Raw genomic sequence first — 13,442 nt, forward strand, 5'->3', positions numbered from 1 at the left:
GACCCGCCCGGAGATCGTTCCCACCAGCCCTGCCATCGTCGCACGCAGTCCCCGGCCCCCGCCCCTTCTGGCCACCCCGGCCGCGAACCGCGCGCGCCCGTGCCCAGGCGTGGGTGGCTGGCCTCGACGGGCCGGGCGCTCGCTGCTCGTGAGGATCCGCTCGCCCGCTTACAGGTCGTCCTACAGCTCGTCCCAGGACCAGTGTCGTCCGCGTGCCCGGACAGTGGGACGGTGGTCGCGTTCTCCCCGGCGGACCCGACGGTCGCGGGTCAGCGGGTGGTGGAGTGTTCTCGGGTCGGGGCTGTTGGCTCCGGGTCGGTGAGGGTCTTGTCGGCGGCCTCGGCGCGGTGGGCCGCGACCGCGAGCACGGCGCCGATGAGGCAGAGGGCGGCGGCGACCAGGACGGCGCGGTCGGTGCCCGTGGTGAGGGCGCGGGCTGCCGCCTCGGGGCCCGGGGCGGCGGCGCGGGCGGAGCCGGCGACGGCGACCGTCACGGCCACGCCGAGGGCCGAACCCAGGTAGCGGGAGGTGTTGTTGGCGCCCGACCCCATGGCGGCGCGGTGGGCCGGGACGCTGCTGACCGCCAGACGGGCGAGGGCCGCGTTGAGGACGCCGCTGCCGATCCCCGCGACCGCGAGGCCGGGCGCCAGCCGGAGCCAGGACGAGCCGGGGGTGAGCCCGAACAGGCCGGCTTCGCCCAGGCCGCAGACCAGTAGGCCGAGGGCGACCTGCGCGGTGGCCGACAAGTGCACGGCGAGCCGACGGGCCTGGAGGGCGGAGACCACCGACAGGCCGGACCACAGGGCGAGTACGCCGCCCGCCGCCAGGCCGGACAGGCCGAGCACGCCCTGGAGCAGGGTGGGCAGGTAGCTCATGAAGCCGACCAGCGAGAGCCCGGTGAACAGCGCCCCGCCGGTGGCGGCGATGAAGCCGGGGCTGCGGAACAGCGCGAGGTCGAGCATCGGTTCGCGGACCTTCGCCTCGACCGCGGCGAAGGCCGCCAGCAGCAGCACTCCGCCTGCGAGCAGCGCCACCACCGCCGGCCGCCCCCAGCCGCTGCGCCCCTCGGCCAGTCCGGCGATCAGCGCGGACGTCCCGGCGGCGAGGGTCAACACGCCGTACGGGTCGAGCGCGCGGGGCTGCTCAGCCCGTGATTCGGTGAGGTACGCGGCGGCGCAGGCGGCCACGGCGGCGGAGACCACCGCGAGTCCGCCGCCGACCGCGCGCCAGCCTGCCCACTGTTGGACCAGCGCGCCGTAGACCGGTCCGACCGCGATGCCGAGGCCGACGGCCGCGCCCCAGCTCCCGAGTGCCCGGATCCTGGCGGGCCCAGGCGGGTGGGCGTGGCTGATCAGGCCGAGTGCGGGTGCCAGGACTGCGGCCGAGGCGATGCCGAGCAGCACCCGGGCGGCCAGGTAGACGGCGCCGCCGGGCGCGAGTGCGGCCAGGGCCTCGGCGGCGGCGAACAGTGTCACGCCGAAGGTGAAGACCCGCTTGCGGCCGTGGTCGTCGGCGGCGCTGCCGGCGGTGAGCAGCAGAGCCGAGATGCCGACCAGGGTGCCGGTGAGGATCCAGGTGCGGCCGGAGGCGCCGAGGTGGGCGGCCTGGGCGGTGGCGGCGAGCGAGGCGGTGGGGGCGGTGTAGGCGACGGTGACCAGGGCGGTCGCCGCCGCCGTGACGGCCAGTGTGGCGCCGGGCCGGACGGACGCGGCCGGTGGGGTGGGGGAGGAACCGGGTGGTGCGGGGGACATGGGTGTTCCCTCCGGAGCGCGGACCGATGGGTCTGGTGAATGAACCTTCGTTTCGGCGGCACGCTACCACCTTTGGTCTGTTCATTGAACCCATAGGCCGGGTGAACTAGGCTGACCCGCATGGCGCTGGGAACCGACTACGAACTGCAGGACTGCGCACTGGCCCGCGCGCTGGAGGTGGTCGGCGAGCGCTGGAGCCTGCTGATCGTGCGCGACGCGTTCTACGGCGTACAGCGGTTCAACGACTTCCTCGCCCACCTCGGCATCCCCCGCGCCGTCCTCACCGCGCGCCTGAACGCCCTGGTCGCCGCCGGGGTGCTGCGCAAGGAGCCGTACCAGCAGGCGCCGCTGCGCCACGGCTACCTGCTCACCGAGGTCGGCCTCGAACTCTGGGGCCCGCTCTACCAGTTGAGCCGCTGGGGCGGTCGGCACGCCACCGATGGCGGCCCGCACCACCTGTTCGCGCACGCCGCCTGCGGCACCGACCTGGATCTCGTCGGAGCCTGTCCGAAGTGCGGCGGCGGGCCCGTCCCGCCGACCGAGGTCGCCATGCGCCCCAACCCCGCCCGCGCGGTCGGCCGACGCGAGGACGCCGTCTCCCGTGCCCTGGTCCGTCCCCACCTGCTGCTCGAACCGATCGCCTCGGCGGCGGTAGCGGCTTAGGGCCAGGTGCGGGCCCAGGCCCAAGCCCGGGGGTCCGCACGCCGACGAGGCCGTCGGCGGGTCACCGACGGCCTCGCGGGGGGGGGCATGAGTCAGGAGTGGAACCGGACCTCAGGGTTGGCGGCGGTCGGTCCGTCGAGGAGCGGCTGCTCGATGCCCTTCAGCTGGAGGTCGAAGAAGGCGCCGACGTACTGGCGGGTGAGGTCGATGGCGCGCCGGCCCGAGACGGTGGTGCCCGGGTCCTGTGGGATGCCGAGCGCCTCGGAGAAGAGCGGGTAGTCGGTGAAGCTGCCGTGGTTGGTGCCGTCGATGGTCAGCCACTGCTTCCAGCCGTCGAGCCGGGGCCAGCTCTTGGTCCAGCTGTCGTCCTCGGCGCCGTCGGGCAGCGGGTGGCCCATCATCAGGTACGGCTTGCCGCCGATGCCGGACTCGGGCACCAGGTAGTCCATGGTGCCGTCCAGGTCGGCGCCGGCCTGGATCCGGTCGTCGGTCAGCAGCGCCGGAACGGTGGACGCGCCGCCGGCCGAGTGTCCGGCCATGCCGATCCGGTGGCGGTCGATCATGCGGGCATAGCGCCAGGCCGGGTGCGGGCGGCTGGTCAGCTGGTCGAGGACGAAGGAGACGTCCTTCGCCCGGCTCTCGTTCAGCGCCTTCCAGGCCTCCGGCGTCCTGAGCTTGCCGCACATGACGCAGGGGAGCGTCTGCCCGTCGGGGAAGGTCGTCCCGGTGTTCTCGTAGGTGTGGTCGACCAGGGCCACGACGTACCCGCGGCTGGTCAGGTCCTCGGCGAGGCTGGTGAGCGAGGCGCGCGGCATGCTGAAGCCGGGGGAGAGGACCACCAACGGGTAGTGGCCGCCCTGCGGGCGGGCGTCGGTCCTGGACCAGGTCCGGGTGTCGGTCACCGACTCGGTCGGGATGGAGTTGCCCGGGACCTTCCCGTCCAGCAGCAGCCGGGCGGCCGCGGCGGTCATGTAGGGGGCCGGGCTGCCCGTCCCGGCGTGCGCGGGGTAGTACATCGAGACCATCAGCTGACGCGGACCGGCGGAGGGGACCCACGGGTCCGGACGGCCCTGGTCGACCAGGTGCAGGTCCTCCCGCCCGACCGTGTACGGCCCGGTCGGGCGCGGAAGCTCGACGTGGACGGCGGTCGGGGCGGTGTCCGCGGCCGTGGCAGTGGCGGTCACGGTGACGGTGGCACCGGCCGAGGCGGCGGGCGCGGCCAGGGCCGGTGCGGCGGCGGCGAAGGACAGCGGCAGCGCGAGCAACAAGGCTGCCGCGGCGGCGGTTGTGCGAAGTCGGCTCATGTGACCGAAGGTAGGTCGCGGGCACCGGAACTGACGTCCACTCAGCGACGTACTGATCCCTTCCGGGAGGCCCCCCTTTCGCCCCTAGGGGGCGGGCGGGGTCAGTCGATCGCCTCCAGGATCGTGGCGTTGGCCAGGCCGCCCGCCTCGCACATGGTCTGCAAGGCGAACCGCCCGCCGCTGCGGCGCAGTTCGTGCACCAGGGTGGTCATCAGCCGGGTGCCGCTGGCGCCCAGCGGGTGGCCGAGGGCGATCGCGCCGCCGTTGACGTTGAGCCGGGCCGGATCGGCGCCGGTCTCCTGCAACCAGGCCAGGACCACGCTGGCGAAGGCCTCGTTCACCTCGAACAGGTCGATGTCGGCGAGCGAGAGGCCCGAGCGGCGCAGCACCTTCTCGGTCGCGGGCAGCACGCCGGTGAGCATCAGCAGCGGGTCCGAGCCGGTGACCGCGAAGGAGTGCAGCCGGGCCAGCGGACGCAGGCCGAGCCGGGCGGCGGTCTCGCTGCTGGTGATCAGCACGGCGGAGGCGCCGTCGTTGATCGGGCTGCTGTTGCCCGCCGTCACCGACCAGGTGATCTGCGGGAAGCGCTCGGCGTAGGACGGGTCGGCGAAGGCCGGGCGCAGGCCCGCCAGCACCTCGGGCGTGGTGCCCGGACGCACCGACTCGTCCATGGTCACCAGCCCGCCGGGCGTCTCCACCGGGACCAGCTCGTCCGCGAAGCGGCCCTCGGCGTGGGCCCTGGCCGCCTTGACGTGCGAACCGGCCGCGAACTCGTCCATCGCCTCCCGTGTGATCGACCACTTGGCGGCGATCAGCTCGGTGCTGATGCCCTGCGGGACCAGCCCGCCCGGGTAGCGGGCCGCGACCGAGGCGCCGAACGGGTCCGCCCCGGGCGGCACGTTGGACCACATCGGCACCCGGCTCATCGACTCGATCCCGCAGGCCACCACCACGTCGTACGCCCCGGCGATCACCCCCTGCGCGGCGAAGTGCACGGCCTGCTGGGAGGAGCCGCACTGCCGGTCAATGGTGGTCGCCGGTACGGAGTCCGGGAACCCGGCCGCCAGCCAGGCGTAGCGGGTGGTGTTCATCGCCTGCTCGGCGACCTGGTCGACGCAGCCGCCGATCACGTCGTCGACCAGGGCCGGGTCGATGCCGCTGCGCCCGATCAGGGCCTGGAGGGTCTGGGCGAGCAGCTCCACCGGGTGGACGTCGGAGAGGGAGCCTCCCGGCTTGCCCTTCCCGACGGGAGTGCGGACGGCTTCGACGATCACGGCATCGCGCATGGCGGGCCGCCTCTCCTGTGCGGGGTCGTTGGAAAAGCAAACTCACTATGGGTCCGTGAGTTTGGAAATCCAACCCTCTGGGAATCGGGATCCGGGATCAGGGATCCGGGAATCGAACCCGCTAGACGCTCCGAGCCCGCACCTCCTCCAGGAACTCGGCTGCCGCACGGGCGTTGGGCGTCGGCAGGGTGAGCGGCAGTCCGGCCGAGCGGGTCCGGATCTCCAGTTCCCCGAGGCCGGACGCCAGGGCCGAGCGCACCTCCGACCACCGGTAGGCCTCCGTCGTCGCCAGCGGATGCGGTGGCCGGTGCACCAGCCCTCCGGTCGTCACCGTCAGCCGCCCCCGGGCGAACCGGACGCTCCCCTCGGTGTGCAGCGCCTCGTGCAGTGCGGTCCGAAGGCCGGGGGAGAGCCGCTCGTCCACCTCCCGGCACAGCCGCTCCAGCCCGCGCAACTGCGCCAGCACGAGCGGGTCGTCGGCGCCGTCCGGCCATATTCGCCCGTGCTCGGGCTCCCCGCGCCGCCCGCCGGGGGAGTATTCGGTGGCCTCCACCTCGCTCCACGGCAGCAGCCGCTCGTCGCCGTCGGCCCCGACCAGTGCCAGCCCGCCTTCGTGGACCCGTACGGACCGCAACCCGAGCCCGGGTCGCGGCCGCCCGTAGCCGGTGGTGGCCAGCACCGCCGCGGCGGCCACCACGGGCGCGGGCCACCAGTCCCCGAGCGCCAGGCAGAGCAGCACCGCGAGGACCGCCGCCCCCGCGACCACCCAGATCCGCGCCCGCCAGGGCAGCGGCCGGAAGCCGCGGTACACCCGCATCACCGGCCCGAGCGGTCCGGCCGGCCCGCGCCGAGCCTGGCCGCCCTCCGGCATGAGTGACCGTGCCCACGCCGGCGACCACACCATCGCCAACTCGGCCTCCTTGCCCTCGGCGCTCCTTGCAAGCGGAATCGCGACTGTTTGATCACCACAATCAACGCCCGACCGCCCCCGGGAACAGTGCCAATCGACACCTTTTGGCCCGAAACGGTCGGACCGTGTCCCGTTCCACCCCGAGAGGCGCCGATCAGCGCCGCGCCGCGCCGGCCCCCATCTGCAGCCTCCGCAGCAGCGCCGTCCCGGCCGGGTCCACCGACCGCCGGGTGTTCGCCAGGACCACCACCCCCACCTGCTTCTCCGGATCGAACGCGACGAAGGAACTGAACCCGCCCGTGCCCCCGTTGTGCCACAGCTGCAGATGGCCGCCCTGCTGGTGGTGCAGCCGGTGCCCGAGCCAGCCGAGGTGCGTCCAGGCGAACGGGTTGACCCGGTGTCGGGTGCCCCGGGTGAGTGTGATCGCGGGCGCCAGCGGCCCGTCCGGCTCGCGGTCGGCGGACAGCTGGGCCCGCAGGAGTATCGCGAGGTCCGCGGCCGTGGAGCGGAGCCCGCCCATGCCCGGTATCGCCGCCAAGTCCCAGTACGGCACCGGCCGCCCGCCCGGCGCGTGCCCGCGAGCCAGCCGCCCGGACTGCTCCTCGCCCGGCCGCAGGCAGGTGTCCGTGAGCCCCAGCGGCTCGCAGACCTCGCGCGCCACCAGCTCCCCGTACCCGGCGCCGGCCCGCTGGGCGAGGGCCAGCCCGAGCAGCCCGACCCCGAGGTTGGAGTAGCGGAAGCTGCGCCCGGGTGCGGCCCGCAACCGCGTCCTGGCGAGCCCGCCCAGCACCGCCTCGGCCGTGCAACCGGCGTACGGATCCGGCCTGTTGGGCATGAGCAGTGCCCGCGCGGCCATGCCCCGCGGCAGCCGGGGGAGCCCTGAGGTGTGGGTGGCGAGGTGCCGCAGGGTGACCGGTTGCCCGCCCCGGACCGGGACGGTCGGCGTGTCCGCGAGCACCTCCGCGAGCGGCTCGTCGAGCCGCACCGCGTCGTCCAGGGCCAGTCGCGCCAGCACGAGGGAGGTGAACACCTTGGTGACGGAGCCGATTTCAAACAGGGAGTGCGGACCGGGCACACCGCCGCCCGGACCGGTCCGCCCGGCGCCGTGGATCTCCACGGCGCCGTCGGCCAGCCCGGCGACCACCGCGCCGATGTGCTGGCCCGCGAGCCGGTCGGCGGTCTGTTGCACGAGGCTGACGAGTTCTTTCATGGCTGTGAGCCTAGGCCGTCCCGACCTGCGAACTCGTCCGCCTGGAAGCCGATTTCGCCCCCTCCCGCTGCTCCTCCGGGCGTACGCCCCGCTACTCTCCGCACGGCACGGACACCACAGCGTGGTCACCCCGGTGGCCTGCTACGGCTCCCCGAGCGCCGCCCGCAGCCGGGCTGCGACCTCTGCCGCCCCCGCCTCGTCGGGGTACTTCCCCCGCGGCCAGAAGAACCCGCGCAGCCCGTCCTTCGGATTGCGCGGCACCACGTGGACGTGCAGGTGCGGCACCGACTGGCTGATCCGGTTGTTCGCCGCCACGAAACTGCCGGCCGCGCCCAGCCCCTGCTCGACGGCCGCCGCCACCCGCTGCACCCGCAGGAAGAACGGCCCGACCTCGGCCGGCGGCAGGTCCGCCAGGGTCCGGTGGTGGGCGCGCGGCACGACCAGCACATGGCCCGGGAACAGCGGTCGGCGGTCCAGGAAGGCCACCGCCGCCTCGTCGTCCAGTACCCGGTGCGCAGGCTCCTCGCCCGCCACCACCGCACAGAACACGCAGTCCATCCGTCCATTCAAGCGACCGGCGGCACCCCCGGCACCCCCGCGAACCCCGGACCGCCCCGACCTCACCCGTCCGGCCGCCGAGCGGGTGCGCCCGCCCCCCGCCCCTGGCGCATGGTGCCGCGGGGGCCGATCAGCGCGGCACGACCCGTGCCCCTACCCGTACTCGTACACCCATGTCCTCGTACACCCGTGCCGCTACTCGTACCGGTACAGCAGCGCCTCCCGCTCCGCCTGCTCGATCATCCCGATGGTCAGCGACTCGTCCCGCAGGTGCGACAGCGTGACCTCCGCCGAGCTCGGCTGAGCGTCCTTGGCCAGCCAGTTCTCCGGCTTCCACGCCGACCCGCGCAGGAACGCCTTCGGGCAGTGCGCGTACACCTCCTCCACCGCCACCACGATCGCGCTGCGCGGTGGCTTGCCGACCGCCGTCAGCCGGCTCAGCAGCTCCGGGTCGGTCGAGACGCAGGCCCGCCCGTTGACCCGCAGCGTGGTGTCCCGGCCCGGCACGACGAAGAGCAGCCCGACGCGGTCGTTCTCCAGGATGTTGTGCAGGGTGTCCAGGCGCTTGTTGCCGGTGGCGTCCGGTACGGCCAGGGTGTACTCGTCGAGCACCGAGACCAGCCCGGCCGGCCCGCCACGCGGGGAGACGTCGCAGCGCCCGGCGGCGTCGGAGCTGGCGACGAAGACCAGCGAGGAGCACGCGATCAGCCGCTGCGCGGCCTCGTGCAGACGGTCGACCTGCTTGCGGCGTGCGTGGTCGCCCGGCTGCTCGTAGATCTCGCGCAGCTGGGCCGGTTCGGTGAGGGCGCCCGCGCTGAGGGCGGCGAACAGTCTGTTCGGCGCGTCCGGAGCGGTGGTTGACGGTACGGCAGCATCCGGTGTGGTGGTCATACCGGGAATGTACGGGACTCCGGGGAGGCCGAGCCGGAGTCCTTCACCACACCCCCGGGCCGCGATCCGTGACCGGTCCATCCCGCACCGCCGCCCCGGCCGCCCGCCATCGCGTCGCCAACTGTCCGTGAAAGTGCCGCCTTACCCCTCCCCACCAGCGGTTTTCCGCTGATAATGGGGCCAGGGACTCCAGCCAGCCGGAGGTGGTGGTCGTGATCGTAAGAATCTGGGCCGGACAGGTCGTGTCCGATCGCATCGAGGAGTTCTGCGCGCACCTGACCACCCAGGTGATCCCGCAGCTGGGGCGTACGGACGGATGCCTCGGCGGTGAGTTGCTGCGCTCGGTGACCGAGGGCGGGCACCGGGTGCTCGTGGTGAGTCGCTGGCGCGACGAGGAGGCCCTGCGCGGCTACGCCGGGCCGATGTGGCGGATCCGGCCGGTCTGGTCGGAGGGCGAACTGTGCTTCCTCGCGCACCCCCCGGAGGTCACCCACTTCCTGTCGATCGCCGCACCCGCCACCCTCTGAACCGCAGAGCCCGAACACCAGGGCCTCACAGTGCTCCTCGAATACCGGGAAGCCTTCGGATGCCGGGAGGTCCTCGAAGGCCGAGGGGCCCTCGCGCGCCGGGGTCCCACCGTCGGGGTCCTACGCCGACAACGGCACCGGGTGGATCTCGTCCGCCGGGTGCCCGGTACGGGCGTGCACCCGCTGCACCGCTTCCTTGGTCGGCGCTTCGGACAGGCAGTACACCGTGCCCGACTCCGGGTCCGCCCACGTCTGCTGGAAGTGGACGCCCTCCTCGCCCTCGATCGCCTGGTCGGCCGTGTGGGCCGCCCTGAGCTGCTCCGCCGTGATCCCCTTCATCCCGTGGTGGACGTCCATGAACCTCGCCATGGCCCTCGCCTCCGAACCTTGGATTCCCCACCACCAGCCTCACCCTCGGTGCACGACGGCGCCACCGAGCCGCCCGATCGCGCCACCGGGCCGCCCGGCCGGCCCCGCACCGGCGGGCCCGGAACCAGCGCCCGCCACCCCGCCGCGCATTCCCCGCGCCAACCGTGAAACAGACCACAGTCGAAGACCCTCCCTGAGCCCGCGCCGCGCGTGGCAGAATGACGTCAACAGCAGTGACGTTCAGCGCACTCCGGGGTCGGTGAAAATCCGAACCGGCGGTTACAGTCCGCGACCCGTCCGCAGCCAGCGGCCGGTTGACCAGGTGAAATTCCTGGACCGACGGTTAAAGTCCGGATGGGAGGCGTGCGCGGGCGGACGAAGAGCAGTACCCGTGGTCCATCGGAACCGGAGAAACCGGACCGGACCGCGGTCAGGTGAACGGCGGGAGAGGTCTCTCCCGGGCCGGGCGAGCGATCTCCCGGCGGCTCCGGCACCCCGGCGACGGGTCGTGTCCGCGGGTTCGCGCACCGTTGCCCGTCCGTGTCATCTCCCTCTGCCGCCCCGGAGTCCGCGCCCCAAGCGCGAGGAGACCCGGGTGTTCACCGGCATCATCGAAGAGCTCGGCGAGGTCGTGTCGATCGAGGAGATCGGCGACTCCTCGCGAATCCGCCTGCGCGGCCCGGTGGTCTGTTCCGGTGCGCGGCACGGCGACTCCATCGCGGTGAACGGCGTCTGCCTGACCGTCGTCGACAGCCCCGAGCAACTGGCCGCCGAGACCGGCGAGTTCAGCGCCGACGTGATGGCCGAGACGCTGCACCGTTCCAGCCTGGGCGAGTTGAAGCCCGGCTCCCGGGTCAACCTGGAGCGCGCCATGGCGCTCGGCGCCCGCCTCGGCGGCCACCTGGTGCAGGGCCATGTCGACGCCACCGGGCGGCTGTTGAGCCGCGAGCCCGGCGAGCGTGACGCGGACGGCAACCTGCGCTGGGAGGTGCTGCGCTTCTCGCTGCCGGAGTCGATCTCCCGCTACCTGGTGGAGAAGGGCTCGATCACGGTCGACGGCGTCAGCCTCACCGTGGTGGAGGCGGCCCGCGACAGCTTCACCGTCAGCCTCATCCCGGCCACCCTCGCGCTGACCACGCTCGGCGCCAAGACGACCGGCGAGAGCGTCAACCTCGAGGTGGACGTGCTCGCCAAGTACGTGGAGCGGCTGCTCGAATCGCGCGCGCTGCCGACCCTGCCGGACCTGGAGCACATCACGGGAGAGCCCAAGTGAGCTGGCTCAGCGGAGAAGCGTTCACCGTCCTCGGTGAGCACGTGAAGTGGGCCGACATGATCGGCAACCTGCTCGGCCTCGGCGGCCTCGCGCTCGGCTGGCGCCGCTCGGTGTGGAGCTGGCCGGTCCAGCTCCTGTCCGGCGTCGTGCTGATCACCGCCTACCTCGGGGGCCACGTCCCCGGCCTGATCGGCAAGCAGCTGATCGTCATCGTCACCGCCGCCTGGGGCTGGACGCAGTGGAACCGCGGCCGCCGGGACACCGGCACCATCGTCGTACGGTTCGCCAGCTGGCCCGAGCGGGCCGCCCTGGTGGCCGGCACCGCGGTCGGCACCGTCGCCCTGGCGATGCTGTTCACCGCCTACCCCAGCTTGTCCTGGAGCCCCTGGTCGGACGCCTACATCTTCGTCGGCACGCTCGCCGCGATGGTCGCCCAGGCGCGCGGCTGGCTGGAGTTCTGGTTCGCCTGGATCGCCGTCGACGCGGTCGGCGTCCCGTTCGCCTTCAACAGCGGCTACACCTTCTCCGGCCTCACCTACTCGATCTACTTCGTCCTGGTGCTGCTCGGCCTGCGCTCCTGGTGGCTGAGCACCCGTGAGCCGCGAGTCACGTCCACCAACGTCCCGCAGGGAGTCACGGCATGACCGAGAACCAGACCTTCGAGAGCGGCATCGGTGAAGAGCTCGTCCTCGACCCCGTCGAGCGGGCGATCGCCGACATCGCGCTCGGTCGCGCGGTGATCGTGGTCGACGACGAGGACCGCGAGAACGAGGGCGACATCGTCTTCGCCGCCTCCGCCGCCACCCCCGAGCTGATGGCCTTCACCATCCGCTACAGCTCCGGCGTGATCTGCGCCCCGATGACCGGTGAGGAGCTGGACCGCCTCAAGCTCCCGCCGATGACCCAGGTCAACGAGGACCGCAAGGGCACCGCGTACACCGTCTCGGTGGACGCCCGCGAGGGGGTCGACACCGGCATCTCCGCCGCCGACCGCGCCCGCACCGTACGGCTGCTCTCCTCGCCCGGCACCGAGCCCGGGGACCTGACCCGCCCCGGGCACGTCTTCCCGCTGCGTGCCGTCGAGGGCGGCGTGCTGGTCCGCCCCGGCCACACCGAGGCCGCCGTCGACCTGGCCCGGCTCGCCGGGCTGGCGCCGGCCGGCGCGATCGCCGAGGTGGTCAACGACGACGGCACCATGGCCCGTCTGCCCGAGCTGGTCGCCTTCGCCCGTGAGCACGGCCTCGCGATCATCTCCATCGAGGACCTGATCGCCTACCGCCGCCGCACCGAGCTGCACGTCGACCGGGCCGCCGTCACCGCCCTGCCCACCGCCCACGGCGAGTTCACCGCGGTCGGCTACCGGGGCACCATCGACGGCGTCGAGCACATCGCCCTGGTGGCCGGCGGCCTCGACACGGACGGACAGCTGCCGGACGGCGAGGACGTCCTGGTCCGGGTCCACTCCGAGTGCCTGACCGGCGACGTCTTCGGCTCGCTGCGCTGCGACTGCGGCCCGCAGCTGGAGGCCTCGCTGCAGCGGGTCGCCGAGGCCGGGCGCGGCGTGGTGCTCTACCTGCGCGGCCACGAGGGCCGGGGGATCGGCCTGGCCCACAAGCTGCGCGCGTACGAGCTCCAGGAGCAGGGCCGCGACACCGTGGACGCCAACCTGGACCTCGGCCTGCCCGCCGACGCCCGCGACTACAGCATCGCGGCGCAGATGCTGGTGGACCTCGGCGTCCGCTCGCTCACCCTGCTCACCAACAACCCGCAGAAGCTGACCGCGCTCACCGAGCACGGCCTCAAGGTCAAGGGGCGCGAGGCGGTCGAGATCGCGCCGGGCGAGCACAACCTGCATTACCTGCGCACCAAGCGCGACCGGATGGGCCACGACCTGCCCGGCCTGGGCTCCTGACAGACGCACGCCCGGGCCCCGACACCTGCGGGCCCGGGCACCTGAGACCCGCAACGACCCACACCAAGGAACGGAAGTAACGACATGAGCGGCCACGGAGCCCCCGAGCTGACCATCGACGGCGCCGCCGACCTCAAGGTCGCCGTCGTCGCGGCCCAGTGGCACGACAAGGTGATGAACGGCCTGCTGGACGGCGCCCACCGCGCGCTCAAGGAGCTGGGCATCGCCGAGCCGACCGTGCTGCGCGTGCCCGGCACCTTCGAGCTGCCGGTCGCCGCCAAGCGCCTCGCCGAGCGCGGCTACGACGCGGTGATCGCCCTGGGTGTGGTCATCCGCGGCGGCACCCCACACTTCGACTACGTCTGCCAGGCGGCCACCGTCGGCCTCACCCAGGTCAGCGTCGACACCGGCGTCCCGGTCGGCTTCGGTGTGCTGACCTGCGACAACGACGAGCAGGCGCTCGACCGGGCCGGCCTGCCGGGATCCGCCGAGGACAAGGGCCACGAGGCCGTCACCGCCGCCGTCGCCACCGCCGCGGTGCTGCGCGCCACCGCCTGACCCGCGCGCGACCGGTCCCGGGGAGGGGGGAGGTAGCCCCCCCGTCCCCACCCCTGCGACTTTCCCTCCCTTCCCTTCTCCCCCCCCCCTCTTTAACCTCTCCCCCCCCCCCCCACCCTCCCCCACCCACCCCCCCTCGCCCCCCCCCCCCCCCCCCCCCGGTTCCACCCCCCCCCCCCCCCCCCCCCCCCCCCCCCCCCACCACCCCACCAAACACCAACACAAACCCC

General features: G+C 73.4%; 14 protein-coding genes and 1 riboswitch. Of the genes, 6 read left to right on the forward strand and 8 right to left on the reverse strand.

Annotated features, from left to right (window positions below; translation table 11 throughout):
• Nucleotides 1-269 precede the first annotated feature (269 nt).
• Nucleotides 270-1,751 (reverse strand): MFS transporter, encoded by a 1,482-nt coding sequence (locus tag ACFQ87_RS15635; RefSeq protein WP_380611297.1) that lies wholly within the window; start codon nt 1,749-1,751, stop codon nt 270-272.
• A gap of 120 nt (nt 1,752-1,871) precedes the next feature.
• On the opposite strand from ACFQ87_RS15635, the gene ACFQ87_RS15640 reads away from it, so the two are divergent.
• Nucleotides 1,872-2,414, forward strand: coding sequence for a winged helix-turn-helix transcriptional regulator (locus tag ACFQ87_RS15640; RefSeq protein WP_380611299.1), 543 nt, complete (start codon nt 1,872-1,874; stop codon nt 2,412-2,414).
• Between the two features lie 92 nt (nt 2,415-2,506).
• On the opposite strand, the gene ACFQ87_RS15645 is transcribed toward ACFQ87_RS15640, so the two are convergent.
• The 6 genes from ACFQ87_RS15645 to ACFQ87_RS15670 all read right to left on the reverse strand — a co-directional run bounded on the left by ACFQ87_RS15645 (nt 2,507) and on the right by ACFQ87_RS15670 (nt 8,573).
• Nucleotides 2,507-3,718 (reverse strand): alpha/beta hydrolase family protein, encoded by a 1,212-nt coding sequence (locus ACFQ87_RS15645; RefSeq protein WP_380611301.1) that lies wholly within the window; start codon nt 3,716-3,718, stop codon nt 2,507-2,509.
• Nucleotides 3,719-3,819: 101 nt separating this feature from the next.
• Complete coding sequence (locus ACFQ87_RS15650; protein ID WP_380611302.1) at nt 3,820-5,004, reverse strand: thiolase family protein; 1,185 nt, start codon at nt 5,002-5,004, stop codon at nt 3,820-3,822.
• A 121-nt stretch (nt 5,005-5,125) separates the two neighbouring features.
• Complete coding sequence (locus tag ACFQ87_RS15655) at nt 5,126-5,914, reverse strand: hypothetical protein (RefSeq protein WP_380611303.1); 789 nt, start codon at nt 5,912-5,914, stop codon at nt 5,126-5,128.
• A gap of 154 nt (nt 5,915-6,068) precedes the next feature.
• Nucleotides 6,069-7,124 carry a serine hydrolase domain-containing protein gene (locus tag ACFQ87_RS15660; protein ID WP_380611304.1) on the reverse strand — a complete coding sequence of 352 codons (1,056 nt, stop codon included), beginning with the start codon at nt 7,122-7,124 and terminating at the stop codon, nt 6,069-6,071.
• 141 nt (nt 7,125-7,265) lie between these two features.
• The gene (locus ACFQ87_RS15665) at nt 7,266-7,682 is read right to left on the reverse strand and encodes an HIT family protein (protein WP_380611305.1); all 417 of its coding nucleotides are present in this window, start codon (nt 7,680-7,682) and stop codon (nt 7,266-7,268) included.
• A gap of 195 nt (nt 7,683-7,877) precedes the next feature.
• Nucleotides 7,878-8,573, reverse strand: coding sequence for an MSMEG_1061 family FMN-dependent PPOX-type flavoprotein (locus tag ACFQ87_RS15670; RefSeq protein WP_380611306.1), 696 nt, complete (start codon nt 8,571-8,573; stop codon nt 7,878-7,880).
• Nucleotides 8,574-8,785: 212 nt separating this feature from the next.
• Here ACFQ87_RS15670 and ACFQ87_RS15675 point away from each other — a divergent pair, with 212 nt between their 5' ends.
• Nucleotides 8,786-9,100 (forward strand): antibiotic biosynthesis monooxygenase family protein, encoded by a 315-nt coding sequence (locus ACFQ87_RS15675; protein ID WP_380611307.1) that lies wholly within the window; start codon nt 8,786-8,788, stop codon nt 9,098-9,100.
• Between the two features lie 120 nt (nt 9,101-9,220).
• Here the strand turns inward: ACFQ87_RS15675 and ACFQ87_RS15680 are convergent, their stop codons facing one another.
• Nucleotides 9,221-9,469, reverse strand: a complete 249-nt coding sequence (locus ACFQ87_RS15680) for an SCO4226 family nickel-binding protein (RefSeq protein ID WP_380611308.1) — start codon at nt 9,467-9,469, stop codon at nt 9,221-9,223.
• Nucleotides 9,470-9,711: 242 nt separating this feature from the next.
• Nucleotides 9,712-9,839: riboswitch (FMN riboswitch) on the forward strand.
• 225 nt (nt 9,840-10,064) lie between these two features.
• Here ACFQ87_RS15680 and ACFQ87_RS15685 point away from each other — a divergent pair.
• From ACFQ87_RS15685 to ribH, 4 genes are all read left to right on the forward strand, one after another.
• Complete coding sequence (locus ACFQ87_RS15685) at nt 10,065-10,742, forward strand: riboflavin synthase (RefSeq protein ID WP_380611309.1); 678 nt, start codon at nt 10,065-10,067, stop codon at nt 10,740-10,742.
• Nucleotides 10,739-11,386 carry a nicotinamide riboside transporter PnuC gene (locus tag ACFQ87_RS15690; protein ID WP_380611310.1) on the forward strand — a complete coding sequence of 216 codons (648 nt, stop codon included), beginning with the start codon at nt 10,739-10,741 and terminating at the stop codon, nt 11,384-11,386. The genes ACFQ87_RS15685 and ACFQ87_RS15690 overlap by 4 nt, the downstream gene beginning before the upstream one ends.
• Nucleotides 11,383-12,654 carry a bifunctional 3,4-dihydroxy-2-butanone-4-phosphate synthase/GTP cyclohydrolase II gene (locus ACFQ87_RS15695; RefSeq protein WP_380611311.1) on the forward strand — a complete coding sequence of 424 codons (1,272 nt, stop codon included), beginning with the start codon at nt 11,383-11,385 and terminating at the stop codon, nt 12,652-12,654. The genes ACFQ87_RS15690 and ACFQ87_RS15695 overlap by 4 nt, the downstream gene beginning before the upstream one ends.
• Nucleotides 12,655-12,738: 84 nt before the next feature.
• Nucleotides 12,739-13,212, forward strand: coding sequence for a 6,7-dimethyl-8-ribityllumazine synthase (ribH, locus tag ACFQ87_RS15700; RefSeq protein ID WP_380611312.1), 474 nt, complete (start codon nt 12,739-12,741; stop codon nt 13,210-13,212).
• The last annotated feature ends 230 nt before the right edge of the window (nt 13,213-13,442 follow it).

The organism is Kitasatospora sp. NPDC056531 (assembly GCF_042794375.1).
GTDB lineage: Bacteria > Actinomycetota > Actinomycetes > Streptomycetales > Streptomycetaceae > Kitasatospora.

What these genes read in the sequence shown, in the direction of transcription:
- ACFQ87_RS15665 (WP_380611305.1), bottom strand. Translation starts at nt 7,682, where the DNA reads ATGGACTGCGTGTTCTGTGCGGTGGTGGCGGGCGAGGAGCCTGCGCAC.
- ACFQ87_RS15660 (WP_380611304.1), bottom strand. Translation starts at nt 7,124, where the DNA reads ATGAAAGAACTCGTCAGCCTCGTGCAACAGACCGCCGACCGGCTCGCG.
- ACFQ87_RS15645 (WP_380611301.1), bottom strand. Translation starts at nt 3,718, where the DNA reads ATGAGCCGACTTCGCACAACCGCCGCCGCGGCAGCCTTGTTGCTCGCG.
- ACFQ87_RS15680 (WP_380611308.1), bottom strand. Translation starts at nt 9,469, where the DNA reads ATGGCGAGGTTCATGGACGTCCACCACGGGATGAAGGGGATCACGGCG.
- ACFQ87_RS15670 (WP_380611306.1), bottom strand. Translation starts at nt 8,573, where the DNA reads ATGACCACCACACCGGATGCTGCCGTACCGTCAACCACCGCTCCGGAC.
- ACFQ87_RS15650 (WP_380611302.1), bottom strand. Translation starts at nt 5,004, where the DNA reads ATGCGCGATGCCGTGATCGTCGAAGCCGTCCGCACTCCCGTCGGGAAG.
- ACFQ87_RS15695 (WP_380611311.1), top strand. Translation starts at nt 11,383, where the DNA reads ATGACCGAGAACCAGACCTTCGAGAGCGGCATCGGTGAAGAGCTCGTC.
- ribH (WP_380611312.1), top strand. Translation starts at nt 12,739, where the DNA reads ATGAGCGGCCACGGAGCCCCCGAGCTGACCATCGACGGCGCCGCCGAC.
- ACFQ87_RS15640 (WP_380611299.1), top strand. Translation starts at nt 1,872, where the DNA reads ATGGCGCTGGGAACCGACTACGAACTGCAGGACTGCGCACTGGCCCGC.
- ACFQ87_RS15635 (WP_380611297.1), bottom strand. Translation starts at nt 1,751, where the DNA reads ATGTCCCCCGCACCACCCGGTTCCTCCCCCACCCCACCGGCCGCGTCC.